The organism is Agrobacterium sp. M50-1, from assembly GCF_049843495.1.
In the GTDB taxonomy this organism is placed as follows: Bacteria; Pseudomonadota; Alphaproteobacteria; order Rhizobiales; family Rhizobiaceae; genus Agrobacterium; species Agrobacterium radiobacter.
In genome coordinates this window covers 228,543-253,335 of the sequence record NZ_JBBHZH010000001.1, presented here as the reverse complement: position 1 = coordinate 253,335, position 24,793 = coordinate 228,543, and the positions used below count along the sequence as shown (strand labels likewise).

At 59.6% G+C, this 24,793-nt stretch carries 21 protein-coding genes; 14 read left to right on the top strand and 7 right to left on the bottom strand.

Annotation, left to right across the window (positions count from 1 at the left end):
* Window positions 1-39 precede the first annotated feature (39 nt).
* From WDZ78_RS01070 to WDZ78_RS01040, 7 genes are all read left to right on the top strand, one after another.
* The gene (locus WDZ78_RS01070) at window positions 40-945 is read left to right on the top strand and encodes a LysR family transcriptional regulator (RefSeq protein WP_020011932.1); all 906 of its coding nucleotides are present in this window, start codon (window positions 40-42) and stop codon (window positions 943-945) included.
* A gap of 180 nt (window positions 946-1,125) precedes the next feature.
* A complete protein-coding gene (locus WDZ78_RS01065) occupies window positions 1,126-2,070 on the top strand; it encodes an ABC transporter permease (protein ID WP_425672064.1) in 945 nt (314 codons plus the stop codon).
* Window positions 2,067-2,885 (top strand): ABC transporter permease, encoded by an 819-nt coding sequence (locus tag WDZ78_RS01060; RefSeq protein ID WP_425672063.1) that lies wholly within the window; start codon window positions 2,067-2,069, stop codon window positions 2,883-2,885. Before WDZ78_RS01065 ends, WDZ78_RS01060 begins: the two co-directional genes overlap by 4 nt.
* The gene (locus WDZ78_RS01055) at window positions 2,882-4,516 is read left to right on the top strand and encodes an ABC transporter ATP-binding protein (RefSeq protein ID WP_425672062.1); all 1,635 of its coding nucleotides are present in this window, start codon (window positions 2,882-2,884) and stop codon (window positions 4,514-4,516) included. The genes WDZ78_RS01060 and WDZ78_RS01055 overlap by 4 nt, the downstream gene beginning before the upstream one ends.
* A gap of 13 nt (window positions 4,517-4,529) precedes the next feature.
* On the top strand, window positions 4,530-5,366 hold the full coding sequence (locus WDZ78_RS01050) for a serine hydrolase (protein WP_425672061.1): 837 nt from the start codon (window positions 4,530-4,532) through the stop codon (window positions 5,364-5,366).
* A 36-nt stretch (window positions 5,367-5,402) separates the two neighbouring features.
* Complete coding sequence (locus WDZ78_RS01045) at window positions 5,403-6,947, top strand: ABC transporter substrate-binding protein (RefSeq protein ID WP_425672060.1); 1,545 nt, start codon at window positions 5,403-5,405, stop codon at window positions 6,945-6,947.
* Between the two features lie 126 nt (window positions 6,948-7,073).
* A complete protein-coding gene (locus WDZ78_RS01040) occupies window positions 7,074-8,516 on the top strand; it encodes a M20 family metallopeptidase (RefSeq protein WP_020011926.1) in 1,443 nt (480 codons plus the stop codon).
* A 223-nt stretch (window positions 8,517-8,739) separates the two neighbouring features.
* Here WDZ78_RS01040 and WDZ78_RS01035 read toward each other — a convergent pair whose 3' ends face one another.
* Complete coding sequence (locus tag WDZ78_RS01035) at window positions 8,740-9,051, bottom strand: hypothetical protein (protein ID WP_020011925.1); 312 nt, start codon at window positions 9,049-9,051, stop codon at window positions 8,740-8,742.
* Between WDZ78_RS01035 and WDZ78_RS01030 the strand changes: the two genes are divergently transcribed.
* The 3 genes from WDZ78_RS01030 (at window position 9,023) to WDZ78_RS01020 (ending at window position 12,795) form a co-directional block, all read left to right on the top strand.
* Complete coding sequence (locus WDZ78_RS01030; RefSeq protein ID WP_003506747.1) at window positions 9,023-9,952, top strand: sugar ABC transporter substrate-binding protein; 930 nt, start codon at window positions 9,023-9,025, stop codon at window positions 9,950-9,952. The genes WDZ78_RS01035 and WDZ78_RS01030 overlap by 29 nt on opposite strands.
* Window positions 9,953-10,189: 237 nt before the next feature.
* Window positions 10,190-11,731 (top strand): sugar ABC transporter ATP-binding protein, encoded by a 1,542-nt coding sequence (locus tag WDZ78_RS01025; protein WP_026363978.1) that lies wholly within the window; start codon window positions 10,190-10,192, stop codon window positions 11,729-11,731.
* A gap of 32 nt (window positions 11,732-11,763) precedes the next feature.
* The gene (locus tag WDZ78_RS01020) at window positions 11,764-12,795 is read left to right on the top strand and encodes an ABC transporter permease (protein WP_003510336.1); all 1,032 of its coding nucleotides are present in this window, start codon (window positions 11,764-11,766) and stop codon (window positions 12,793-12,795) included.
* Window positions 12,796-12,876: 81 nt separating this feature from the next.
* On the opposite strand, the gene WDZ78_RS01015 is transcribed toward WDZ78_RS01020, so the two are convergent.
* Complete coding sequence (locus WDZ78_RS01015) at window positions 12,877-13,632, bottom strand: gamma-glutamyl-gamma-aminobutyrate hydrolase family protein (RefSeq protein ID WP_020011922.1); 756 nt, start codon at window positions 13,630-13,632, stop codon at window positions 12,877-12,879.
* Window positions 13,633-13,936: 304 nt separating this feature from the next.
* Here WDZ78_RS01015 and WDZ78_RS01010 point away from each other — a divergent pair, with 304 nt between their 5' ends.
* Window positions 13,937-15,034 (top strand): TRAP transporter substrate-binding protein, encoded by a 1,098-nt coding sequence (locus tag WDZ78_RS01010; RefSeq protein ID WP_020011921.1) that lies wholly within the window; start codon window positions 13,937-13,939, stop codon window positions 15,032-15,034.
* A gap of 384 nt (window positions 15,035-15,418) precedes the next feature.
* On the opposite strand, the gene WDZ78_RS01005 is transcribed toward WDZ78_RS01010, so the two are convergent.
* Complete coding sequence (locus WDZ78_RS01005) at window positions 15,419-16,888, bottom strand: TRAP transporter large permease (protein ID WP_020011920.1); 1,470 nt, start codon at window positions 16,886-16,888, stop codon at window positions 15,419-15,421.
* 31 nt (window positions 16,889-16,919) lie between these two features.
* Window positions 16,920-17,459: a TRAP transporter small permease subunit gene (locus tag WDZ78_RS01000; RefSeq protein WP_020011919.1), complete on the bottom strand. Its 540-nt coding sequence runs from the start codon at window positions 17,457-17,459 to the stop codon at window positions 16,920-16,922.
* 416 nt (window positions 17,460-17,875) lie between these two features.
* On the opposite strand from WDZ78_RS01000, the gene WDZ78_RS00995 reads away from it, so the two are divergent.
* Together WDZ78_RS00995 and WDZ78_RS00990 are read left to right on the top strand one after the other, a co-directional pair.
* Window positions 17,876-18,100 (top strand): aa3-type cytochrome c oxidase subunit IV, encoded by a 225-nt coding sequence (locus tag WDZ78_RS00995; protein ID WP_020011918.1) that lies wholly within the window; start codon window positions 17,876-17,878, stop codon window positions 18,098-18,100.
* A gap of 69 nt (window positions 18,101-18,169) precedes the next feature.
* Complete coding sequence (locus tag WDZ78_RS00990; protein ID WP_026363977.1) at window positions 18,170-18,703, top strand: hypothetical protein; 534 nt, start codon at window positions 18,170-18,172, stop codon at window positions 18,701-18,703.
* 15 nt (window positions 18,704-18,718) lie between these two features.
* On the opposite strand, the gene WDZ78_RS00985 is transcribed toward WDZ78_RS00990, so the two are convergent.
* Window positions 18,719-19,972: an NAD(P)/FAD-dependent oxidoreductase gene (locus WDZ78_RS00985; protein WP_425672059.1), complete on the bottom strand. Its 1,254-nt coding sequence runs from the start codon at window positions 19,970-19,972 to the stop codon at window positions 18,719-18,721.
* Window positions 19,973-20,290: 318 nt separating this feature from the next.
* Here WDZ78_RS00985 and WDZ78_RS00980 point away from each other — a divergent pair, with 318 nt between their 5' ends.
* Window positions 20,291-22,024: a methyl-accepting chemotaxis protein gene (locus tag WDZ78_RS00980; protein ID WP_425672058.1), complete on the top strand. Its 1,734-nt coding sequence runs from the start codon at window positions 20,291-20,293 to the stop codon at window positions 22,022-22,024.
* Window positions 22,025-22,104: 80 nt separating this feature from the next.
* Here the strand turns inward: WDZ78_RS00980 and WDZ78_RS00975 are convergent, their stop codons facing one another.
* A complete protein-coding gene (locus tag WDZ78_RS00975) occupies window positions 22,105-23,424 on the bottom strand; it encodes an LLM class flavin-dependent oxidoreductase (protein WP_020011914.1) in 1,320 nt (439 codons plus the stop codon).
* Between the two features lie 18 nt (window positions 23,425-23,442).
* Entirely contained in the window at window positions 23,443-24,789 is a 1,347-nt protein-coding gene (locus tag WDZ78_RS00970; protein ID WP_425672057.1) for an MmgE/PrpD family protein, read from the bottom strand.
* Window positions 24,790-24,793 lie beyond the last annotated feature (4 nt).

Below are 24,793 nucleotides of genomic sequence, written 5' to 3'. Positions count from 1 at the left end.
CCGAAACCGGCTCGTCTCTTCACCCATGGTGCTGGCCTCATGAACATCAAGCAGCTCGAAGTTCTGCGCACGCTTCTTTCCACCGGCTCGACCATCGCCACTGCCAAGGCCATGGGGCTCAGCCAGTCCGGCATCAGCCGGCTTCTGGCGCAGCTTGAGGCGGATTTGTCGCTGACGCTGTTTGCCCGTGACAAGGGGCGGCTGATCCCGACACCGGAGGCGGTGCTGCTTGCGCGGGATGCGGAGAACGTACTGCTTGCGGTCGATCGCATGTCCGGCCACGCCGAGGATCTGCGCAATGGCGCGGCTGGCCCGGAAATCGTCCGCATCGGCCTGCCGAGCAGCATGTGGGAAAATTTCGCGCCCGCCATGCTGATCGATTATGTCAGGGATTTTCCCGGCGTTCGCATCGAGACATTTTTCGAAACGACGACCGCCATCAACAAGCTTGTCGGCGAGCGGGTGATCGATCTTGGTTTCCTGCGGATGGAGGGCGAGATTGGCCCGGGCATCGATGTCGAGCGTGTTGCGACCGGCAAAAGCGTCTGTGTGGTCCGGGAGGATCATCCGCTGGCCGCGCTTGACGAAATCACCGTCAAGGACCTGCGCAACATTCCGCTCATTCTGATCGGCCGCCAGCGGCCGAACCGCATGGCGCTCGATCAGGTTTTCAAAAAGGCCGGCGTCAAGCCGATGGTGAAGATCGAGACCCACACCAACAGTTCCGCCTGCGCCTATGTGGCGCATGGGTTGGGAGTGACGATCATCAGCAGTTTTTATGCTAACCTCTACAGGCACCTTCCCGTTGTCGCCCGGCCATTCGTTCCCCAGGCGACGCAGGAGTTCGGTCTTGCCCGCGCCTCCGGCGCACCCTTATCCATCGCGGCACAGGCGCTGAGCGATGCCCTGAAGCGAGAAATTCAGCTTTCGCAAAAAATCGACTGAAAACGGGGTTTTGGGCGGAAAATCTCATTGTCCTCATCAGGATCAAACGCGCCGTCATTCTGCATAGATATATGACGTTTATGCATAATATTGCGCCTTATTTATCAATCCGTCATAGTCGCCAGCAACGAAACCGATAGAGGCGGGGCGCTAATCCCGGCCATCAATCGTGGGGAACCGATGATAAGATTCATACTGAGCCGTCTTTTGATGGCGCTGCCAACGATCGCATTCGTGTCGATCACGGTTTTTGCGCTCATCCGCTTCATTCCGGGCGATCCGGCTGCCCTGATGCTGGGCGACATGGCGCAACCGGAACAGATCGAAGCCATGAGGACCGAACTCGGCCTCGACAAGTCCATGCCGCAGCAGTTCGTCATCTGGGCGGGCAATGTGGTGCAGGGCGATTTCGGCCACTCCATCGTCAATGACGAGCCGGTGCTGCCGCTGGTCGTGTCGCGCTTCCTCGTCAGCGCCGAGATCGTTGTGGTTGCCGTGCTGCTCGCCAGCCTGATTGCGGTTCCGGCTGGCGTGATCGCCGCCTGGAAGCAGAACAGTCTGACCGATCTTGCGCTGGTGGGAACGGCAACACTGCTGCTGTCCATTCCGACATTCTGGCTGGGCCTTCTGCTTCTTCTGTTTTTCGGCCTCAAGCTCGGCTGGCTGCCGGTGCTGGGATATGTGTCGATCAGCGACAATCTGGTCGGCGGCATGCTCTATCTCGTCCTGCCTGTCATGACGCTGGTGATCCATGAAATGGGCGTCCTGATCCGCATGGCGCGCGCCTCGACGCTGGAAGTGCTGCGGCTGGATTACATCACCCATGCCCGCGCGAAGGGTCTTTCGGAAAGCGCGGTTCTCTGGCGGCACGCCTTCAAGAACGCCTTTGGCCCGACATGGACGATGATCGGCCTCATCCTCGGCAATCTCCTCGGCGGCATCGCTGTCATTGAGACCGTGTTCACCATTCCCGGCCTCGGACGGCTAATGGTCGACAGTATTTTCGCGCGCGATTACCCCGTCATACAGGGATGCCTGCTGTTCGTTTCCCTGTCCTATGTGCTGGTCAACCTCTTCGTGGACCTTCTTTATCCCCTCTTCGATCCGCGGGTGGTTGCCGAATGAAAAAATTCACACTCAACGGGCTTATCGGCGGCTTTCTCATTGCCCTCCTGCTCATCACCTCCGTGACCGGCCTGTTCTGGACACCCTATGACCCGATGAAGCTCGGCTTTGCCTCGCGTCTGGCCGCACCCGGTGCCAGCCATCTTCTCGGCACTGACGAATTCGGGCGCGACGTTTTGAGCCGGCTGATGGTCGGCGCGCGCGCCAGCGTCTGGATCGGTTTCCTGACGGTCAGCTTCGCGACGATCTGCGGCACTCTGATCGGTCTCGTCAGCGGGTATGCGCGGGGCTGGGTGGATGGCGTCATCATGGCCATCAACAATGCGCTTCTGGCCTTTCCCGGCATTCTGCTGGCGCTCGGCCTTCTCGCGGTTTTCGGCGCAAACCAGTACGGCATCATCTTCGCACTCGGCATCGCCTATACACCATCCATGGCCCGCGTGGTGCGCGGCGCCGTGCTTTCTCTGCGTGAGCGGGAATTTATCGAGGCGTCGCTGGTGATGGGCAATGGTGAGATTTACACCATGTTCCGCCATATCCTGCCCAATTGCATAGCGCCGATCACGGTTCTCGCCACCTCCATGTTCGGCTGGGCCATCCTGTCGGAAAGCGCGCTGTCCTTCCTTGGCCTCGGTGTGCCGCCGCCGGCCCCCACCTGGGGCAACATGCTGGCCGCCGGCCGGCCCTTCATCCAGCAGGCCGTCTGGCTCGGGCTTTTCCCCGGTCTCTGCATCGCGCTGACACTGCTCGGCATTAATCTTCTGGGCGATGCCCTGCGCGACAGGCTTGACCCGCGCATGAGAGGTCTCAAATGACTGATAATAAACTTCTCACCGTTCGCGGTCTTTCGCTCGAAGTCGCCAGAACCGGCCACCGGGTGGTCAAGGATGTCTCCTTCGATATTGCGCCTGGTGAAATTTTCGGCATCGTCGGTGAAAGCGGCTCGGGAAAGACGCTCGCAACCCGCGCGCTCATCTCGCTTCTGCCTCCGGCGATCGCCGTCACCGGCGGATCGGTCGTTTACAAGGGAAAGGACGTGATGTCCCTGCCGGTCAGGGAGCTTCGACGCCTGCGCGGCGCGGAGATCGGCGTCGTTTTCCAGGAGCCGATGACCTCTCTCAATCCGTCGATGACAATCGGCCGGCAGCTGGAAGAAGGCCTGATCCTTCACACGAAACTGTCCCCGGAAGAGCGCCGCGAGAAAATTCTCGACATGCTGCGGCGGGTGGGCATCCGCGACCCCGAAGGCGCGCTGACGGCGTATCCGCATGAGTTTTCCGGTGGCATGCGCCAGCGCATCATGCTGGCGTCTGTCATGCTCCTGAAACCCGCTTTGCTGATCGCCGACGAACCGACAACGGCGCTCGATGCGGTCATCCAGCGCGATGTCATGGAACTGATGGTCGAGCTGACGCGGGCGGAAGGCACTGCCGTTCTCCTCATCAGCCACGATCTGCCGATGGTGGCCCGTTATACCAGCCGCATCGTGGTGATGGAAAAAGGCGCAATCGTCGAACAGGGCCGTACCGAAGACCTGCTGGATGCGCCGCAGCATCCCTATACGAAAAAGCTGCTTTCCTCCCTACCATTCCGCGGCGAGCCGCGCAGCATCGACACGTCCAAAGCACCGATGGTTTCGGCGCGCGATATCGTCGTCGATTATGCCGGCCGCAAATCTCTGCTGAAAAAGGCCAAATCAAAGCGGGCGCTGCATGGCGTCAGCATCGACATTCACGAGGGCGAAGTCGTGGCGCTCGTTGGCGGCTCCGGTTCCGGCAAGACGACGCTTGGCCGGACCATTGCGGGGCTCGTGCAGGAGAGCGAAGGGCATATCCGCTTTCAGGGGCGGGAACGCAAAGAGGACTGGAACGACTATCGCCTGAACTGCCAGATGGTGTTTCAGGATCCCTATTCCTCGCTCGATCCGCGCATGACCATTCAGGCGCTGGTGGAGGAGGCTCTGCGCCTCGTGCCCGGTCTCGACGAGGCCGCCAAGCGCAAGCGGGCGCTGGAAACGCTGGAAGAGGTGGGGCTTGGCGCTGACTATGCCGCCCGTTACCCGCATGAGCTTTCCGGCGGGCAGCGCCAGCGCGTGGCCATTGCCCGCGCCATTGCCCGTCGTCCGCGGTTTCTTATCGCCGACGAACCGGTTTCCGCGCTCGACGTGACGGTGCGGGCGCAGGTGCTCGATCTCTTTTCCGATCTGCAGAAACGCTACGGCTTTTCCTGCCTGTTCATCAGCCACGATCTCGGCGTGGTCGAACAGGTGGCGGACCGTGTCGTCGTCATGCAGGACGGCCGCATCATCGAAGAGGGCGACCGCGACACGATTTTCGACAGCCCGAGAGAGGCCTATACGCGCCGGCTCCTCTCGGCCATTCCCGCCCTCGACCAGAATGAAAAGGGCGGTGTGACACTGAAATGGCGTCTGGAAGAAGAAGTTTAACAGGAAGATGATAATGACTGTGGCTGCCCAACTGAATGCTATCTGTGATGCACAGCCTTTCGTGACGCGATTCATGGTGCGCAATCTCCTGACCGGCGAAGAGATCGGGCGGGGAGAAAACGAGGAGACGCCATCGGGCAGCACCCGCAAGACGTCGATCATGATGGCCGTGCTCAAGGTGGCCAGCGAAAGGCGGATCGACCTCGACCAGCCCGTCACCTATGAAAAGCGGCTGGCGGAAGAAGTGGCGAGCGGCATGTTCCGTTATATGACGCCGGGCATCGTCATTTCGCTTCGCGATGCCGTCGCCGGCATGATGGTGCTGAGCGACAATGTCTGCACCAAGATGGTGCTGGAACGGCTGACGCTGGAAGAAGTGGATGGCTATTGCAAGGCGCTCGGCATGGCCAACACGCACCACCGTTTCCTCATTCCGCCCTTGGCGCTCGCGGCCGATCATCCGCTGAAGACCGTTACCACCACCTCGGCGGCGGACCAGGTTCTGCTGCTTCAGACCATTCTCGATGCGCAATCTTCGCCAGAGGCGCAGGCAAAGCTCGGCTGCAGCCCGCAATTGTGCGAGTGGGCGATGCAGACGCTGAAAAACCAGATATTGCGCTATGGAATCCGCTCCCGCCTGCCTTTCGAGGCCGTGGTGGCGAGCAAGAGCGGCCGCGGCAAACGTGGGCGCATGGATGCCGGCATCGTCTACAGAAATGGCGCGCCAGCCTTCATCATCACCGCCTATACGGATGACGTGCCGCAAACCATGCCTGACGGCACGCCGGGCTATACCATCGCGCTCGAAACGATCGGCCGGCTGGCGCAGGCCTGCTGGGATGGCTTTTAATCACTCACAATCAACGATAACAATGAGGGTAGAACAGTGAAAAAACTTCTTCTCGCAGGCGTTGCCCTGCTCGTGACCGCCAATATCGCCGCTGCACGCGATATCACCATTGCGCAAAGCTCGGATCTGCGCAGCAACAATCCGGGCGTGAACCGCGACGGCAATACGGACGGGGTGATCCTGCACATCGTCGAAGGCCTTGTCGGTTATAACAATGCCGGCGAGGTGAAGCCGCTTCTTGCCGAAAGCGTCGAGGTTGCGCCTGACGGCCTGACCTATACGTTCAAGCTGCGCAAGGATGTGAAATTCCACAATGGCAAGCCGCTCACCGCGGAAGATGTCGTCTGGAACTGGACACGTTATCTGAAGCCGGAAACAAAATGGACCTGCCTCAACGATTTTGCGGAGGGCGGGGCCGCTCACGTCACCGGCGTCAAGGCCACCGATGCATCCACGGTCGAGATCACGCTTGAAAAGCCGTCTGGCGTTTTCCTTGGCCTCATGTCGCGACCGGAATGCGGTTATACCGGCATGATCTCGCCGGAATCGATTGCTGCCGATGGCAGCTTCGCCAAGCCGATCGGGACAGGGCCGTTCCAGTGGGACGAGTGGAAGAAAGGCGAATATATTCGCCTTTCCAAATTTGCCGATTATGTTTCGCCGGCAAATGACGGCAAGCCGGATGGTATGGTCGGCTCCAAGCGGCCGCTGGCCGACGGCATCAAGTTCATGGTCATTCCAGATGCTTCGACGGTGAAGGCGGGTCTTGAATCCGGCGTGCTCGATACGGCCGAGATTTCTCCCGATCTCATTCCGGAGTTCAAGACCAATGAGAAGATGCAGCTCATCGTCGCCCGCAACAACGGCAAGAACCTCTTCTACATCCAGACCCGTGACAAGGTGCTGAGCAATCCCGGCGTGCGCCGCGCCATGGCGATGGCGCTCGATCTCGACGAACTGGTTGCTGCTGCATCGAACGGTACGGGTGAAGCCAACGGTTCGATGGTCTCGCAGGATTCGGTCTATTTCGACGAGACCCAGAAGAAGCGTCCGGCCTATGACATCGAAGCGGCCAAGAAGGAGCTGGAGGCAGCCGGTTACAAGGGCGAGCCGATCTCGATCATCGCCAACAAGCGCGGCAACGTGCCGAGTTTCCCGGCCGCCGTCATGGCGCAGGCGATGATGCAGCAGGCGGGTCTCAACGTGCAGATCGAGGTGCTGGACTATGCCACGCAGGTGGATCGTCGCCGTTCCGGCAATTATCAGGTGATCTCGCAGTCGGTCGCTCCGCGTCTCGACCCGGCACTGATGTACGCCTTCTATGTCGGCAACAAGGATAAGAACGCATCGCTGATGTGGGATGATCCGAAGGCGATCGAACTGATGAAGGCGGCCTATGTCGAGGCCGATCAGACCAAGCGCCAGAAGATTTTCGACGAGTTTCACGAACTGATGCTGAAGGAAATGCCGGGCATCTTCCTTTACGACATGGTCGATGTCTGGGGCGCGACGAAAAAGCTGAAGGGCCAGCCGGTCTGGCAGTCGAACGCCCGTCTCTGGGAAGTCTCGGTCGACAACTGATCTACTATGACCGCGCCGGAGGCGGACTCTGGCGCGGTCTTTCCATCATAGAGCGTAAGGATTTGGCGGAGTTTCCACCGAAGCGCTTGCGCGTGCCCGCAAAGGGCGGAAATGCGAGGACAAGCCATGAACCGTGACGCCGTGATGTCGATTGCCGCTGCAGTCGAGGCAATGAAGCCCGATTTCACCACCCTAAGTGACAATATCTGGGATTTTGCCGAGCTGAAATTCGAAGAACGGCAATCTGCCGGTGTCCTGGCTGCCGCGCTCGAGGAAAATGGCTTTGATGTTCGCCGCGGCGTGGCAGGCATGGAAACGGCCTTTATCGGCGAATTCGGCAGCGGCAAGCCGGTCATCGCCTTCCTCGGCGAATTCGATGCGCTGGCCGGCATGAGTCAGTTGGCCGATGTGGCGCAGGTGCAGCCGCGCGAGGCAGGCGCCACCGGCCATGGATGCGGCCACAACCTGCTTGGCGTCGGCTCATTGATGGCCGCTATTGCGCTCGCCCGACATCTGAAAGTCAATAATCTTCCCGGCACCGTGCGTTATTACGGCTGCCCGGGCGAAGAGGGCGGTTCCGGCAAGACCTTTATGGTGCGCGCCGGCCTGTTTGATGATGTCGATGCGGCGCTGACCTGGCACCCGGCACCTTTCAACGGCGTACGCTCAACCAACAATCTTGCCGTGCTGGAATATTTCTACCGTTTCAAGGGTGTTGCGGCCCATGCCTCCAACGCCGCCCATCTAGGGCGTTCGGCGCTCGATGCCGTCGAACTCATGAATGTCGGCGTCAACTTCCTGCGCGAACATATGCCGCAGGATTGCCGGGTGCATTATGCGATCACCGATACCGGCGGCAAGGCGGCGAATGTGGTGCAGGCGAAGGCCGAAGTACTTTACCTGATCCGCGCCCCGGAAATGCGCCAGGCGCTCGATCTCGCCGCACGGGTGGACAAGGTGGCGCGCGGCGCGGCGATGATGACCGAAACCGAGGTGGAGATCGTCTTCGATACCGCCTCCACCAACCTTCTGCCCAACATCACGCTGGAAACGGCGATGCATGAAAACATGGTGGCGCTTGGCCCTGTCGCCTTCGACGAGGCGGATATCGATTTCGCCAAACGCATTCAGGATACTTTCACCGACGAGGCGATCAAAAGCAGCATCCGGCTCTACCAGATAAAGGGCGATGTTTTTTCCAACCGGAAGATCGACGGTTCGACACCGCTGCATCTCGGCCTGCGGGATTTCGAGGGACAGTCGCATTTCCGGGCGGGTTCCACCGATGTCGGTGACGTTAGCTGGGTCACGCCAACGGCGCAGTGCTGGACGCCGGCCTGGGCGATCGGGACCAATCCGCATACCTGGCAGGTCGTGGCGCAGGGCAAAAGCCCTGCCGCACACAAGGCCATGGCGCATGCCGCCAAGGCAATGGCATCGACAGGCCTTGCGCTGATGACCTCGCCGGAACTGCTCGCCAATGCCAGGAAGGAGTGGCAGGAAAAGACCGAAGGCAGCAACTATGTCTGCCCGATTCCCGCCGATGTCATGCCTGGCTCCCACCAGTAAGGCGCTACGCACATCCTTTTTGCCGCCGTCCGTCTGCCGCAGATTTCCACAGGCGGCATGGTGAATCGCATGAACGTTCCAAGATGAAGAAATCCGATGCGCCGCCGGCCTTCTGAAAAGAGGGCCGGCGGATTCCGGTTTGGAATAAATCTTCCATCTCAGCCGAGTTCATCCTGGCTCCGAACCGGGAGGCGTAATTTCAACGGCTTATGGCTTCCCTGCCTCAAGGGCAGGACGAGGCAAACGGAGCTTCAGCACCTTCATCGGCAATCCCGTCTGGAACGCTCGTCCGCTTGAATGTCCAATCATCACGGCCTTGTGCGCCGCTCCACAGCTGGGCTGCGAAGAAAGCATTGACGTTCGAACCAAAAATGGAATAAATATATCGAACAGACAGAAAATCGGTTTCATTATTCCGTTTTCTGAATGTGAGGAGGTTGCGGCGGGCTTTCGGGTTCGCCTCCGGCTGGGAGAGGCGGCGCCGGACGCCATGGAGGAGAAAAACAATGAGGAAATTTATCATCGGCGCAGCCATGTCTGTGCTTCTCGGCACTGCGGCCCATGCGGAGACAGTCGGTGTCTCGATGGCGCTGTTCGACGACAACTTCCTGACCGTGCTGCGCAACGGCATGCAGGATTATTCCAAGGAACTGAAGGGCGTCACCCTGCAGGTCGAGGACGCGCAGAACGACGTCGCCAAGCAGCAGAGCCAGATTCAGAATTTCATCGCATCCAAGGTCGATGCGATCATCGTTAACCCGGTTGATACGGATGCTACGGCGGCCATGTCGAAGCTTGCCGCCGATGCCAAAATTCCGCTTGTTTACGTCAACCGCCAACCGGTGAACGTCGACAGCCTGCCTGATGGCCAGGCCTTCGTCGCTTCCGACGAAACCGTTGCCGGCACGCTTGAGGCCAAAGAGGTTTGCCGCCTTCTCGGTGGCAAGGGCAATGCGGTCATCATGATGGGCGAGCTTTCCAACCAGGCTGCGCGCATGCGCACACAGTCTGCGAAGGATGTTTTGAAGACTGACGAGTGCAAGGGCATTTCCGTGGTTGAAGAGCAGACCGCGAACTGGCAGCGCACGCAGGGTTCCGACCTCGTGACCAACTGGCTCTCCAGCGGCATCGAGTTCAACGCCGTCATCGCCAACAACGATGAAATGGCGATTGGTGCTCTCCAGGCGCTGAAGGCCGCGGGCAAGGACATGAAAGATTATGTCGTCGCCGGCGTGGATGCCACGCAGGATGCTCTCGCCGCCATGCAGGCGGGCGATCTCGACGTCACGGTCTTCCAGGATGCGGCGGGGCAGGGCAAGGGTGCTCTCGATGCCGCGCTGAAACTCGTCAAGGGCGACAAGGTCGAGAAGAAGGTCTACATTCCTTTCCAGCTCGTCACGCCTGAAAACGTCAAGGACTACGTGGCCAAGAACTAACGCCCCCTTCCGGCATCTGCGCCTGTTTCAGGTGATCCCGGCGGCAGATGCCGGTTCCCGACAGCACTGGGGAGCAAGCTTCGGTGTGAGCGGATTGCGATTGGATTTCAGTGAATTCAAAGTGTTACAGCGCCCTTGTGTCGTGATAGGCACGGCGCTGTAAGCCTCCCCGGAGGCAAGGTGCGCCCTCTGGCAAAACCCTATCTCCGGTCATTTTTGTCTATTGTGGAGGGTGAGATGGTCGTCAGTCCATCGACAATGGCCGCCGTGCGCGCCAGCGGAGCCGTGCCGAATGCGGAGTTTCTTCTCGCAGCGGATGGCGTACGCAAGGAATTTCCCGGCGTCGTGGCGCTCGATGATGTGCAGTTCCACCTCAAGCGCGGCACCGTGCATGCGCTGATGGGCGAGAATGGCGCCGGCAAATCGACGCTGATGAAGATTCTCGCCGGCATCTACCAGCCGGACAACGGCGAAATCCGCCTGAAAGGCGCGCCGATCCGTCTCGATTCCCCGCTCGATGCGCTGGAGAACGGCATCGCCATGATCCATCAGGAACTGAACCTGATGGCTTACATGACGGTTGCGGAAAACATCTGGATCCGGCGCGAGCCGAAAAACCGGCTGGGCTTCATTGATCACGGCGAAATGTATCGCCGCACCCAGACGCTGCTTGAGAGGCTGGGTATCGATCTTGATCCGGAAACCCGCGTTGGTGAGCTTTCGGTGGCAAGCCGTCAGATGGTCGAGATCGCCAAGGCGGTTTCTTACGATTCCGACGTTCTCATCATGGACGAGCCGACATCTGCGCTGACGGAGCGCGAGGTCGAGCATCTCTTCCGCATCATTCGTGATCTCAGGGAGCGCGGCATCGGCATCGTCTACATCACCCATAAGATGAACGAGCTGTTCGAGATCGCCGATGAGTTCTCGGTTTTTCGCGACGGCAAATATATCGGCACCCATGCTTCCACCGATGTGACGCGTGACGACATCATCCGCATGATGGTTGGCCGGGAAATCACCCAGATGTTCCCGAAGGAAGAGGTTCCGATTGGCGACGTCGTTCTGTCGGTCAAGAACCTGAACCTCGATGGTGTCTTCCATGACGTCTCCTTCGATGTCCGCGCCGGTGAAATTCTCGGCGTTGCGGGCCTTGTCGGCTCGGGACGGTCCAATGTGGCGGAAACAGTATTTGGCGTGACGCCCGCTTCCTCGGGAACGATAACGATTGATGGCAAGCCGGTTTCGATCGACAGCCCGACAAAGGCTATCAGTCACCGCATGGCGTTTCTGACGGAAGACCGCAAGGATACGGGGTGCCTGCTGATCCTCAATATTTTGGAGAACATGCAGATCGCCGTCCTGCAGGACAAATATGTCGCCAATGGTTTCGTGCAGGAAAACGCGCTTTCGGAAGCCTGCGAGGACATGTGCCGCAAACTCCGGGTCAAGACGCCGCATCTTTACGAGCGTATCGAGAACCTGTCCGGCGGAAACCAGCAAAAGGTTCTGATCGGCCGCTGGATGCTGACCAAACCGCGCATTCTCATTCTGGATGAGCCGACGCGCGGCATCGATGTCGGGGCGAAGGCCGAAATCCACAAGCTGGTTTGCGAGATGGCGCGCCAGGGCGTCGCCGTCATCATGATTTCCTCTGAAATGCCGGAGGTTCTGGGAATGAGCGACCGCATCATGGTCATGCATGAAGGTCGGGTGACGGGCTTCCTTGATAGAAGTGAAGCCACGCAGGTGAAAGTGATGGATCTCGCATCGCGGTGAGGCGCGCCGGGATTTCTCGAGGAGGAACGACTATGAATACGAACGCCGCCGCCAACACGGAGTTGGATGCAAAATCCGGACGCAAGCCGCACCGGCGCATCCCGCCCGAGGCCAATATATTTTTCGTACTGATCGGCATTGCGCTGGTTTATGAAATTCTCGGCTGGATTTTCATCGGCCAGAGCTTCCTCATGAACCAGCAGCGCCTGACGATCATGATCCTGCAGGTTTCCGTCATCGGCATCATCGCGGTTGGCGTGACCCAGGTCATCATCACCGGCGGTATCGATCTTTCCTCCGGTTCCGTCGTCGGCCTGACGGCGATGTTGTCCGCCAGCGTGGCGCAATCCTCCACATGGCCGCGGGCGCTTTATCCGGGACTGACCGATCTGCCTTTCTTCATACCGCTCGCGGTCGGCATATTGGCCGGCACCCTGGCGGGGTTCATCAACGGACAGCTCATCGCGCGCACCAAAATTCCGCCCTTCATCGCAACACTCGGCATGATGGTGACGGCGCGCGGTCTTTCCAAGTGGTATACGAAGGGCCAGCCGATCTCCGGCCTGACCGACGGTTTCAATTTTATCGGCACGGGCATCTGGCCGGTGGTGGTATTCCTTGTCGTCGCCGTCATTTTCCATGTGGCGCTGCGTTATACCCGCTACGGCAAATTCACCTATGCCATCGGCGCCAATCAGCAGGCGGCCCGCGTTTCCGGTATCAATATCGAGGCGCATCTGATCAAGGTCTATGCCATTGCCGGCATGCTCGCCGGTCTTGCTGGTGTCGTTACCGCTGCCCGCGCGCAGACGGCGCAGGCCGGCATGGGCGTGATGTATGAACTGGACGCCATCGCCGCAGCGGTTATTGGCGGCACGTCGCTCGCCGGCGGCGCCGGCCGCATTACCGGAACGGTGATCGGCACCATCATTCTCGGTGTCATGACGTCGGGCTTCACCTTCCTCAGGGTGGATGCCTATTATCAGGAAATCGTCAAAGGCCTTATCATCGTGGCTGCGGTCGTCGCCGACGTCTACCGCCAGAAAAAACGCGCAAAGCGCTAAATCCTCCTCCCAGAACTTGGGGCAGGCCTTCAGGCTTGCCCCTTTTTTGTGTTCTTATGGGCCAAGGGGATCAGCAGCGGTTCAGACCTTGCTGTTTCGATAGTCGTGGACGGCCTTGCCGAAGGCCTCGAACAATGCCCGTGAGGGTGCGTCCGTCTCGGCCCAATATTCCGGATGCCACTGCACACCAACGGCGAAGCCCTTGGCGTCGATGACGGAGACGGCCTCGATGGTGCCGTCCGCCGCCGTCGCTTCCACCTGCAGACGGGGCGCGGTTTCGGCAATCGCCTGCCGGTGCAGGGAGTTGATCTGGATTTCGCCCGACATGCCGAGATGCTGTGCAATGCAGGAGCCTTCGCGCACATGCACCGGCTGGCGGATGGCGAAGGCCACATCGCGGTCGTCGTGTTCCGGCTTGCGGTGGTCCCATATGCCGGGCTGCTCCTGAATTTCCGAAGCAAGCGTACCGCCGAGCGCGACGTTCAGTTCCTGAATGCCACGACAGATGGCCAGCATCGGAATACCGCGCTCGATGGCGCGACGGATGAGCGGCAGGCTGGTGGCGTCGCGAGCCTGATCGAACGGGCCGTCGCTCTCCTGCGCTTCTTTTCCGTAAAGGGAAGGGTGCACATTGGTGGCGGAGCCGGACACGAGCAGGCCGTCCACCCGATCGAGAATGGCGTCAACCTCGTTTCCGTCCTCGAAGGCCGGGATGATGAAGGACATGACACCAGCCACTTTCAACGCGGCGGAAAGATACTGGTTCTGCGCGGCGTGCCAGTCGGCCCCGGTGAAATGCCTGATGTCGGCGGGTACGGCGATAATTGGTTTTGGCATGGTGGCTCCGGGACGAATCTTCGAAATTTGTGCGACTGCCGGCTGGCCAAGTCAAGCACGCGTTTTGCGTTCCGACTATCCCGTATGCGCCTAAAGTATAAGGCGGTGCCGGGATATTTCAGTTGTAAATAAAATGCGAAGCAGAGTTTCGGAAAATTCCCGAAAAGGCAGGTTTCTCCGCGATTAATTCTTGGTGCGGGTGCTTGTCAGCCGGGCGGTAACCGTGCTTACTTTGCTGCGATGCCTGAACAGCAACGAGGGGAATTCAAAGCTGCGGGCAGCGTTCATATCTGGGAGGATATAGATGGATCGCCGTTCCTTTATGAAAAAAGGTGCGCTTGCGGGAGCTGCCACGGCAGCCTTGGCCGCGCCCGCCATTGCACAGCAGAATACCAAGATCAACTGGCGCCTGACGTCGTCGTTTCCGAAATCGCTCGACACGATCTATGGCGGCGCCGAGGATATAGCCAAACACGTCGCTGCAGCCACTGACGGCAATTTCACCATCCAGCCCTTTGCCGCGGGTGAAATCGTGCCCGGCTTGCAGGCGGCCGATGCCGTGTCGTCAGGCACGGTGGAAATGTGCCACACCTGCTCGTATTATTACGTCGGCAAGGACCCGACCTTTGCCATCGGCACGGCGATACCCTTCGGCCTCAACGCCCGCCTGACAAACTCATGGTTCTATGAAGGTAACGGCAACAAGCTGCTCAACGAGTTTTACGCCAAACACAATCTCTACGGCATGATTTCAGGCAATACCGGCGCGCAGATGGGCGGCTGGTTCCGCAAGGAAATCAACACTGTCGACGATTTCAAGGGCGTGAAGATGCGCATTGCCGGGCTCGCTGGCAAGGTAGTGGAAAAACTCGGCGTCGTGCCGCAGCAGATCGCCGGCGGCGACATCTATCCGGCGCTGGAAAAAGGCACCATCGACGCAGCGGAATGGGTCGGTCCTTACGACGACCACAAGCTCGGCTTTCAGAAGGTGGCGAAATATTACTATTATCCCGCTTTCTGGGAAGGCGGCCCGGTCATCCATTCCTTCGTCAACCTGGACAAGTGGAACAGCCTGCCGAAGAGCTACCAGACGGCGCTGCAGGATGCCTGCGCCTTCGCCAACACCAGCATGATGGCGAAATACGACGCGAAAAACCCGATCGCCATCAAGCAGCTGGTGTCGGAAGGTGCGGTATTGCGGCCCTTCAGTCAGGAAATCCTCGAGGCCTGCTACAAGGCCGCACTGGAAGTGTACGCCAATATTTCGGCCTCCAATCCGGACTTCAAGAAGATTTACGAGGACCAGGTTGCCTTCAAGCGCGAAGGTTATCTGTGGATGCAGCTGGCGGAATACACGTTCGATACTTTCATGATGATCCAGCAGCGTAACGGCAAGCTCTGATTATTCGGTGACGGCGGACCGGGCAAAGGCCCTGGAGACTTCGGTCTCCGGGGTTTTTGTTGTGCGCGCATGCCTTCATGCATCCGACAACAAAGGATGATTTAGGATCGGGTCTGTTGCGAGCAAAAGCAGCAGGCTCCGTGACCAACCGGAGTGTCGGCGGGGATTGGCCACGCCGACCTCGGCAAAAGCATTGCTCTCAACTGTGGAGGTGATGCGATGTGGAAAACGCTGAGCATTGCATTCGTCATTAGGAAATACCGGACAGGCTGATCAGTGACTGTCCGGTTCAATTTCTAAAGAGAATAAACGGAAGGCAGGGGTGCAACCCTGTCTTCCACTCCGCAATCATAGGCGTTTCGCCATGTCCTTACAAGACAGCTCTTACGGCCCGATCTTCGGTGGTTCGCCGAGATTTGGCATGCCTGGCATCCCGCCCGGCTGGCCGAAATTGGGCATGGTGTTGCCACCCTGATTGCCAAATGAGGGTATCTCGATCTTGATGGAATTCAGATCGACTTCGGGTGTCTTGTCCAGCCAGTAGGTAACGGATTCCGGCCAGAAGATCACGATGGCGACGAGGATGAGCTGCATGCCGAGCCATGGAATGGCGCCCATGTAGATATCCGACGTCTTGACGGTCCGAGGTGCGATGGAGCGCAGGTAGAACAGCGCAAATCCGAAGGGCGGGTGCATGAAGCTCGTCTGCATGTTGATGCAGATCAGCACGCCGAACCAGATCAGGTCGATACCGAGCGCCTGCGCGATCGGGGCCAGCATCGGGATGACGATGAAGGCGATCTCGAAGAAATCGAGGAAGAAGGCGAGGAAGAAGATGAAGATGTTGACGAAGATCAGGAAGCCGATGGGGCCGCCCGGAATGCCCGACAGCATGTGTTCGATCCACAGCGAGCCGTCCATGCCCTGAAAGACAAGCGAAAAGCAGGTTGCGCCGACCAGAATGAACACCACCATCGAGGTGATATGCATGGTGGAATGCATGCCCTGCTTGACGAGATCCCAGCTGAGGCGACGGTGTGCGGCGGCCAAGGCCATTGCGCCTACGACGCCGAGGGCGCCGGCTTCGGTGGGCGTTGCAAGGCCGAGGAAGATGGTGCCGAGCACGAGGAAGATCAGCACGATGGAAGGGATCATGCCCGCCAGCACGCGGAACACCAGCTTACGGTCGAGTTCGCCGCGCGCTTCCGGCGGCAGCGCCGGCAGGTCCTTCGGCCGCACGATCGACATGAACAGGATGAAGAGCATGAAGATGGCGACTTGCAGGATGGAAGGACCGATGGCGCCGAGATACATGTCGCCCACGGATTTGCCGAGCTGGTCGGCAAGAACGATCAGAACCAGCGAAGGCGGGATGACCTGCGTGATCGTTCCCGATGCGGCGATGACGCCCGTGGCAAGCCGCGGATTGTAGCCGTATTTCAGCATGATCGGCAGTGAGATGACGCCCATGGTGATGACCGAGGCGGCAACCGTGCCGGTAATTGCGCCAAGAATTGCGCCGACGATGATGACGGCATAGGCGAGACCGCCGGGAATGGCGCCGAACAGTTTGCCGGTCCCTTCAAGCAGATCTTCCGCGAGTCCACATCGCTCGAGGATTGCGCCCATGAAGGTGAAGAAGGGAATGGCCAGCAGAAGGTCATTTGAGACGATGCCGAAGATGCGCAGCGGCAGCGCCTGAAGAAAGGCCGGTGAAAAATGCTCGGTGAAGATGCCGATGATGCCGAAAACGAGACCGACGGTGGCGAGCGAGAAAGCCACCGGAAATCCGTAAAGCATGAAGATGATCATGCCGAGGAACATCAGTGGCGGAAGAATACCATATTCGAACATGGGAATATCCTGAAGGTTCAGATCGGTGTGATCATTGCAGGGGTTTTTCGTACTTCGTATCGAGCGCATAAAGCCCGTTAAGGGCCCCTATGCGCTTGATGAGTTCGGAAAAACCCTGAAGAACCAGAAGGGCGAAACCGGCGAAGATGATGAATTTCACCGGCCAGCGGATGAGACCGCCGGCATTGGAGGACATTTCGTTCTGATGCCAGGACAGGCTGAACATGGGCCAGGAAAGCCAGGCGAGGTAAAAGCAGCCGGGCAACAGGAACAGCACGATGCCGATAATATCCACCCAGATGCGGCTGCGCGGCGAAATCGCGCCATAAATGATGTCCACCCGCACATGTTCGTTCATGCGCAGCGTATAGGATGCGCCGATCAGCACGATGAAGGCGAACATGTACCACTGGATTTCCAGCCAGCCGTTTGAACTGTAGTTCAGGGCGTAGCGGACCATGGCGTTGCCGGCGCTGACGAGGCAGCAGATGAGCACGAGATAACCGGCGACCTTGCCCAGAGCTTCGCTTGCAAGGTCTATCAGCGCGCTTAATTTTAGAAGCGACTTCATATAACTTCCCCCTCTTCCCTTTTCGGGCCCTTTGCGGGTTTATGGCGGAGAGCAAAGCCCGGTATCCCTGCTGCAGCCACGCCTCCACGTGCTTCCGCTGCCACAGGTTCCAGAGTTCCTCCCCACAGAATCCCGTGTATGGTCAGGCGGTTCGAAAAGCAACCAAAACCGCCATGAAACAGCTCGACCGAGCGCCCTTTTCAACCGTTTGCGAAAGAATGTTGCCCTATGGGATGTTTTGCCCGGTTGAGCGGCCGCGATGCGTGCCGTTGGCGCACTTTCACGCAGAACGCATTGCGCTTTTCGCTGACTTCATGTTACCTCTGGCTACGGAGAATCCGGCATGGCCCGGTGATCGTCCACGGGTAGATTTGGCCGTACGGCGGGCATGACGGATGGAGCAAAGGGGAAGCGGAATGAGCGAACACCACACGGGTCCGGTCGAAGTTGGCGCCGAGATGAATTACGCCGAGCACGAAAAGACCTATAACGGTTTTCTGGCCCTGACGAAGTATGGCACCATGTTGCTGTGCGTGCTGATGCTGGCCATGGTCGCGGGGTTCTTCACCACTGCCGGCTTCCTTGGCGGTCTGGTCGTCTTCGTCGTGCTGTCGGCCGCGGGTTTCTTTCTGCTGCGCTGAACAATCCCGTTCATGAGTGGTTTCCGTTCGGGGAACCGGGCGATGCCGGATAACCGGAGAGGCCAAGCCATGAAGCGCCTGTTTTATTGTTTGTTTCTGCTGGTGGCGATTGCGCATCCTGCTTTGGCGCGTGATCTTTCGCCTGCCGAGCAGGATAGCCTTCGCACACGGATAGAGCGGTTCAGCACGGCTTTGAATGCACAGGATTTCGAGCTTGTCGGCACGACCGTGCCGCCGAAAATCTTTGAGTTCATCGCACGTGACGCGGGTGTTACCGTGGAACAATTGCGCGGCGCCTTGACCACGCAGATGCAGATGGCGCTTGCGGCGGTCAAGATAACCGAATTCACCATGGATGCGCAGGCAATCACGCTTGCGCAAACGCCTGACGGAACGCCCTATGCGCTTGTTCCGACGAAGACGGTGATGGAAACCGGCGGCCAGACGATCGAGGCGAAATCCCACACGCTGGCGCTGATGGATGGTGCGGACTGGTACCTGCTGAGGGTCAGCGACCAGCAGCAGGTGACCATCTTGCGCAAGGTCTACCCGTCCTTTGCCGAGGTGGAATTTCCTGATGATTCCATGCAGCCGGTGAAATAGACCGGCCTCTTTCGTTCAGGAGAAACGCCCCGGACGGAACGGGTCGACCGAAATTGCCGTCTCCTCGCCGCTGGCCAGCTGCGTCACCAGACGGGCGGTGGCTGCGGATTGTGTCAGCCCCAGATGGCCATGGCCGAAGGCATAGATGACGGAGGGCGTGGCGCGGGCCGTTCCGATGACGGGAAGACAGTCCGGCATGGACGGGCGGAAGCCCATCCATTGTTTTCCATCCTCCAGCTTCAGCCCGGGCAGGAACCGTCCAGCCTTCTTCAGCATCGCCTCTGCACGGCGGAAATTCGGTTTCAGTTCCAGCCCGCCAAGTTCTACGGCGCCGCCGACACGGATGCCCGTCGCGAGCGGGGTGACGACAAAGCCATGATCGTTGAAATAAAGCTGGCGCGTCAGGTTGAATGCGCTGGCGGGAAGGGTGGTGTTGTAGCCACGTTCGGTTTCGAGCGGCACGATGTTGCCAAGCGTCGCGGCAAGCTTCCTCGACCAGGCGCCGCAGGCAATCACCACTTTGTCGGCATCAATCTTGTCGCCGTTTTCAAGCGTAACGATCGTGCTTTCGCCAACGGCATCGATGCGTTCGGCTTCGCCCTTGCGCAGGCTGGCGCCACGGGCAATCACCAGATCGAAAATCGCGCGGGTAAAATCATAGGGGTCGGAGACCTGCAGGCCATCGGGAGAGAATATGGCGTGGCGGAACTGCGGCGCGAGACCGGGTTGCAGTTCTTCGATTTCATTGCGGCCGACGCGTTCAAAGGTGAAGCCGGCGCTTTCCTTCTCGTCCCAGTCCTTGCGGGCAGCGTTGAGGCTCGCCTCACTGTCGTAAAGATCGAGCGTACCGGTTTTTGAAACGAGGTGCGAAAGTTCCGGCATTGCGGCGATGTGGGCCATTTCCAAGGCCGACAGCCGGTTGATCTCCGTCAGTGACTTCAGCCCGTGGCGGAAGTTACGCTCGGCGCTGGCGCGCCAGAAACGCCACAGCCAGGGCGCGATCTTCGCCCCATAGGCGGGCGGCACGCTGAGCGGGCCGAGCGGGTCGAACAGCCAGCGCGGCGCTTTTCTCATGATGCCGGGAGCGGGAATGGGTATGATTTCCGGGAAAGCCAGAATACCGGCATTGCCGGAACTCGCCCCCCGGGCAACCTCGCCGCGCTCCAGAAGCACCACCTCGCGCCCGGCATTCTGCAGATAAAGCGCCGCCATGGAACCGATAATGCCGGTGCCGATCACCAGCACATCGCATTTCAGGGTTTTGGTCATCGGCGCTCCTGCAACACAAATCTTTCAACCCGCCATAACAACTAATGCCGCCCGGATGAAAGGCCGCATCGTGTCGCTGGCGCAGAAATATCAGCACTGTGGCAAATAAGCGGTCCCAAATAGACAAGGCGAATATAGTCGCCGCGAAGCACATCTGCAGTCGATTCAGGCTCCGGATTTATAGTTATATGGCATCATTAATCGCAATTTAACGGTGTCACGCTAGTTTCGCGTGCAGACGGGCCGACCGTTCTTCATCTTTATATTTCGGGGATGGGGAAGGTCTGCATATGGATTACTGTTGGGGGTTCAAAAAAGATGTCTCACTTTTCTAAACTCGGTCTGGACGCTTATGCGGTGCTTGATGCGCTCAGCCGCTCGCAGGCCATCATCGAGTTCGATCTGAACGGCAAGATTTTGAAAGCGAACGATAATTTCTGCAAGGCTGTGGGTTATCAGCAGTCTGAAATCGTTGGGCGCTCCCACAGCATGTTCCTTTCTTCCGAGGATGCGGCCTCGCCTGAATACGAGGCCTTCTGGGCAAAGCTGTCGCGCGGCGAATACGATCAGGGCCAGTACCGGCGTCAGGCCAAGAATGGCGACGAAATCTGGATTGAGGCCTCTTACAATCCGGTGTTTCGTTTCGGTAAGCCTTACAAGGTGGTCAAGATTGCAACCGACATCACCGCGATCAAGCGCAAGAGCGCCGAGGATGACGGCAAGCTGGCAGCGCTTTCCCGCGCGCAAGCCATGATCGAATTTACGCCCGACGGGAAAATCCTCAGCGCCAATGAGAATTTCCTCGCGACGCTCGGTTACACGGCGGAAGAGATCATTGGCAAACATCATCAGATGTTCTGCGAGCCGGCTTATGCCCAGTCCCAGGACTATCGCGATTTCTGGAAGGAACTCGGAAAGGGTCAGTTCTCGACCGGGCAGTTCATGCGGTTTGGCAAGGATGGCAAACGCGTTTTCATTCAGGCCTCCTATAATCCGATCATCGATGACCGAGGCCGCGTCTTCAAGGTGGTGAAATTTGCTTTCGATGTGACGGACCGGATGCACGCGGTCGAGGAACTTGGTGCTGCGCTTGAGCGGCTTTCTCAATGCAATATCCGTATTACGCTGGACAAACCTTTTGTCGGCGAGTTCGAAAGACTGCGTTGCGATTTCAATAAATCGATCGCCGAATTCCAGAAGACGCTGGAAAATGTTCTCGGCCAGACCGGAGACCTGACCCGCAGCAGCCAGGAAGTCAGCGAAGCCTCCGTCAATCTGGCCGAACGCTCGCGCGAGCAGGCGGTTGCGCTGGAGGAAACGTCTGCAGCACTCGAGGAAATCACTGCGACGGTCCGGTCATCGACTGAGAATATGAAAGAGACGCGCAAGCTCGTTCAGAGCGCGCGGGCATCCACCGTGGCCTCCACCGAGGTCGTGGAACGGACGGTCGATGCGATGCAGCGCATCGAGACGGCGTCGCGGGAAATCAGCCAGATCATCGGCGTGATCGACGAGATCGCCTTCCAGACCAACCTTCTGGCGCTGAATGCCGGCGTGGAAGCAGCGCGGGCCGGCGACGCGGGCAAAGGTTTTGCCGTGGTGGCGCAGGAAGTGCGTGAACTCGCCCAGCGTTCCGCCAATGCCGCAAAGGAAATCAAGGCGCTGATCAACAATTCCGGCACCGAGGTTCTTGAGGGCGTCCGGTTGGTGGGCGAGACCGGCACGGCGCTGAAGCAGATCGACGCGCTGGTCAGGCACATTGACGGTAACGTCGACATGATCGCCAAGGCGGCGGACGAACAGGCTGTCGGCATCAGCGAGATCAACAAGGCGGTCAATCGGCTGGACCGGATGACGCAGGAGAATGCGGCGATGAGCGCCCGCACCACCGTGATCAGCACCACACTGGCGCAGGGTGCCGATGCGTTGGCGCAGCTTGTCAGCCTGTTCAAGTTGAACCGCCGCACGACGCAGCGCGAAGACGGTTCTTCCGTCCGGTCGGAGTCTCCGAATACCGCCCGGCGCAATCAGACGTCGGCGCGGGCGGCATAAAGATCGCGCCCAAGCGCCTCTTAGGCGCAGGAACCAGATTTGGTGGATGCGGATGCCTCTGATCGGGCATCCGCATAAGGTTATCCCCGCAGAGCCGGTCGTGCGATACCGAGATGGTCGCGCAGGGTCGAGCCTTCGTAGTCCTTACGGAACAGGCCGCGTTCCTGCAGGAGCGGAACGACCTCGCGGTTGAATTCCTCCAGCCCGCCGGGGAAGAAGGGCGGCATGACGTTGAAGCCGTCTGCGGCGCCGTTCTCGAACCATTGCTGCATGCGGTCAGCCACGTCTTTCGCCGTGCCCATGACGATGTGGTGGCCGCGGCCGGCGGCAACGCGCAGCGCCAGTTCCCGGATCGTCAGCTTTTCACGGCGCGCCAGTTCGGTCAGAAGTTCGGCGCGGCTGCGCAGCTGGTCGGAAATCGGCAGGTCCGGCAGTGGGCCGTCGAGATCGTATTCGGTAAGGCTGTGGCCGATGCGTTCTTCAAGCAGCGGCATGGCGCTCTTGATATCGGTCCAGCGATTCAGCTCCTTCAGCTTCTCGCCGGCCTCTTCAAAGCTCCTGCCGATGATCGGCATGAAGCCGGGCATCACGGCGACGCTGGCCGGATCGCGGCCGAATTTCTCCACGCGCGCCTTGAGGCTGGTATAGAAGGCCTGCGCTTCGGAGATTGCCTGCTGGGCGGTAAAGACGATATCGGCGGTGCGGGCGGCGAGGTCCTGTCCCGGGCCGGAGGAGCCGGCCTGGATGAGAACCGGATGGCCCTGCGGGGAACGCGGGATGTTGAGCGGTCCCTTGACCGTGAAATATTTGCCTTCGTGGTTGAGAATATGGACCTTTTCCGGATCGACGTAACGGCCCGCCTGCTTGTCCTTGACGAAAGCATCGTCATCCCAGCTGTCCCAGAGGCCGCGCACCACATTCACGTATTCTTCCGCCACGGCATAACGCTCGTCATGCTCAGGGTGGTCCTTGGAGAAATTGGCCGCCGTGCGGGCGTATGAGGTGGTGACGATGTTCCACGCCGCGCGGCCGTGGCTCAGGTGATCGATGGAAGCGAAGGCGCGGGCGGTGTGGTACGGCTCGCCATAGGTGGTGGAGGCGGTGGCGGCCAGACCGATCTTGTCAGTCACCATGGCAAGCGCTGCAAGCAGCGTCAGCGGCTCGAAGCGCGCGATCATCGAGGGATGGGCGTCGACGCCGCTGGTGAGGCCATCTGCCAGGAAAACCATGTCGAACTTCGCCGCCTCGGCCATTTTCGTAACACGGGTGAGCAGATCGAAATTCTCGCTGCCGGCTTCCGCATCCGGGTGACGCCAGCCGGAAACGTGGTGGCCTGCACCCTGCAGGAAAAGGCCCAGATGCATCTGTCTTTTGCGTGTCGTGGTGGTCATGGGGATCATGCCTTCATGTCGGTCGAGTTATATTTGCGATACCAGAAGCGTTTCGAGCTTCCTGAGGTCGGCTGCGGTTTTCATGGACCGCACCAGTGCCGGAATGCTGGCGAATTTTTCATTGCCGCCGGTCGCGTCGGCAAATTTTTCGGTCGGGTCATCGATGCCGGGGAGGCCGTCGACACGGCGCGAGAGCACCGTGCCATCCTTCTTCGTGACGTCGATGACCACGAAACGGGTGGTCGGATCGGGCGAGAGGCGGCGGGCGGTCTCGTCATGCCGGCGCGAGACCCTCGCGGAAAGGGCAAGCAGGTCGGTGCGTGTCGGATGCTCGTCGAAATGGCCGATCCCGAGTGCTCCATCCGTCAGCGCTGCGGCAAAGACATATTCGGCGCTGAAGCGCGCATCGATGCCGGTGCTGGGCGTGGCCGGTCCAACGAGGGCGGCATCGCCGCCGGGCGGGAAGGTGATGGTGACCGCCTCGACCTCATCCGGTGCCAGACCATTGCTGTTGCGGAGCGCCAGCGCGCCGACGGCAACGGGATGGCTCGCGGTGCAGCAGGGAAAGGCCTTGAGCGTCAATCCGGGAGAAACGATCTGCCAGGGTGCGCCCCAGCCGGAGAGAATGCGTTTCGGCTGCTCTGCACCAAAGGCGAAAGCGGAGTAAAAGCCGATGGGATTCTCCAGAAAATCCGGCGCGCCCTGAAAACCGGATCGCGCCAGCCGCGCGGCGGTGAGGCCGGCGCGCGTGGCGAGCCCTGCATGCAGCGGTTTCGCGTCATAGCCGAATTGCAGGCGAAGTCCGGCCGATTGCGTGGCGGCAAGGCCAAGCGCTACGGCCGTGGTCTGAGGATCGAATTTCAGGATATGCGCAATCGCCGCCGCAGCGCCGATGGGGCCGAGCGTGGCGGTGGCGTGGAAGCCGTTTTCGTAATGCTTGGTCCCGAGCGACAGGCCGAGACGCGCCATGGTTTCCAGCCCGACGATATAGGCCGCGATGAACGCGTCCGCCGTGGAGCCTTCCTCTACCGCGATAGCCAGCAAAGCGGGAATGATGGCGACCGTCGGGTGGCCGCGCACACTGCCATGGACGTCGTCATAGTCAAGCACATGCCCCGCATGGCCGTTGATGAGGGCGGCGGTAAAGGCATCCGTGCGCAGATCATGGCCGATAATGCCCGCCGTGCCCGTTGTGCCCGGTGTAAAGCTGTCGATCAGGATTCTGGTGCTTCTGTCGGCAGCTCCGCCCAGTACACAGGCGAAAAAGTCGATCAGCGCCGTGCGGGCGATGGCAACCGCCTCATCGTCGCGCGACGGATCGGAGGCAGCGATGGCTTCGGCCAGATGAAGCGTGAGTTTCTCGTCGGCGGTCATGGTG

Coding starts and splice junctions, on each gene's coding strand:
- WDZ78_RS01070 (WP_020011932.1), top strand. CDS start 40: ATGAACATCAAGCAGCTCGAAGTTCTGCGCACGCTTCTTTCCACCGGC.
- WDZ78_RS01005 (WP_020011920.1), bottom strand. CDS start 16,888: ATGTTCGAATATGGTATTCTTCCGCCACTGATGTTCCTCGGCATGATC.
- WDZ78_RS01055 (WP_425672062.1), top strand. CDS start 2,882: ATGACTGATAATAAACTTCTCACCGTTCGCGGTCTTTCGCTCGAAGTC.
- WDZ78_RS00980 (WP_425672058.1), top strand. CDS start 20,291: ATGTCTCACTTTTCTAAACTCGGTCTGGACGCTTATGCGGTGCTTGAT.
- WDZ78_RS00975 (WP_020011914.1), bottom strand. CDS start 23,424: ATGATCCCCATGACCACCACGACACGCAAAAGACAGATGCATCTGGGC.
- WDZ78_RS01030 (WP_003506747.1), top strand. CDS start 9,023: ATGAGGAAATTTATCATCGGCGCAGCCATGTCTGTGCTTCTCGGCACT.
- WDZ78_RS00990 (WP_026363977.1), top strand. CDS start 18,170: ATGAAGCGCCTGTTTTATTGTTTGTTTCTGCTGGTGGCGATTGCGCAT.
- WDZ78_RS00985 (WP_425672059.1), bottom strand. CDS start 19,972: ATGACCAAAACCCTGAAATGCGATGTGCTGGTGATCGGCACCGGCATT.
- WDZ78_RS01025 (WP_026363978.1), top strand. CDS start 10,190: ATGGTCGTCAGTCCATCGACAATGGCCGCCGTGCGCGCCAGCGGAGCC.
- WDZ78_RS01020 (WP_003510336.1), top strand. CDS start 11,764: ATGAATACGAACGCCGCCGCCAACACGGAGTTGGATGCAAAATCCGGA.
- WDZ78_RS01065 (WP_425672064.1), top strand. CDS start 1,126: ATGATAAGATTCATACTGAGCCGTCTTTTGATGGCGCTGCCAACGATC.
- WDZ78_RS01060 (WP_425672063.1), top strand. CDS start 2,067: ATGAAAAAATTCACACTCAACGGGCTTATCGGCGGCTTTCTCATTGCC.
- WDZ78_RS01050 (WP_425672061.1), top strand. CDS start 4,530: ATGACTGTGGCTGCCCAACTGAATGCTATCTGTGATGCACAGCCTTTC.
- WDZ78_RS01010 (WP_020011921.1), top strand. CDS start 13,937: ATGGATCGCCGTTCCTTTATGAAAAAAGGTGCGCTTGCGGGAGCTGCC.
- WDZ78_RS01040 (WP_020011926.1), top strand. CDS start 7,074: ATGAACCGTGACGCCGTGATGTCGATTGCCGCTGCAGTCGAGGCAATG.
- WDZ78_RS01035 (WP_020011925.1), bottom strand. CDS start 9,051: ATGGCTGCGCCGATGATAAATTTCCTCATTGTTTTTCTCCTCCATGGC.
- WDZ78_RS01015 (WP_020011922.1), bottom strand. CDS start 13,632: ATGCCAAAACCAATTATCGCCGTACCCGCCGACATCAGGCATTTCACC.
- WDZ78_RS00995 (WP_020011918.1), top strand. CDS start 17,876: ATGAGCGAACACCACACGGGTCCGGTCGAAGTTGGCGCCGAGATGAAT.
- WDZ78_RS00970 (WP_425672057.1), bottom strand. CDS start 24,789: ATGACCGCCGACGAGAAACTCACGCTTCATCTGGCCGAAGCCATCGCT.
- WDZ78_RS01000 (WP_020011919.1), bottom strand. CDS start 17,459: ATGAAGTCGCTTCTAAAATTAAGCGCGCTGATAGACCTTGCAAGCGAA.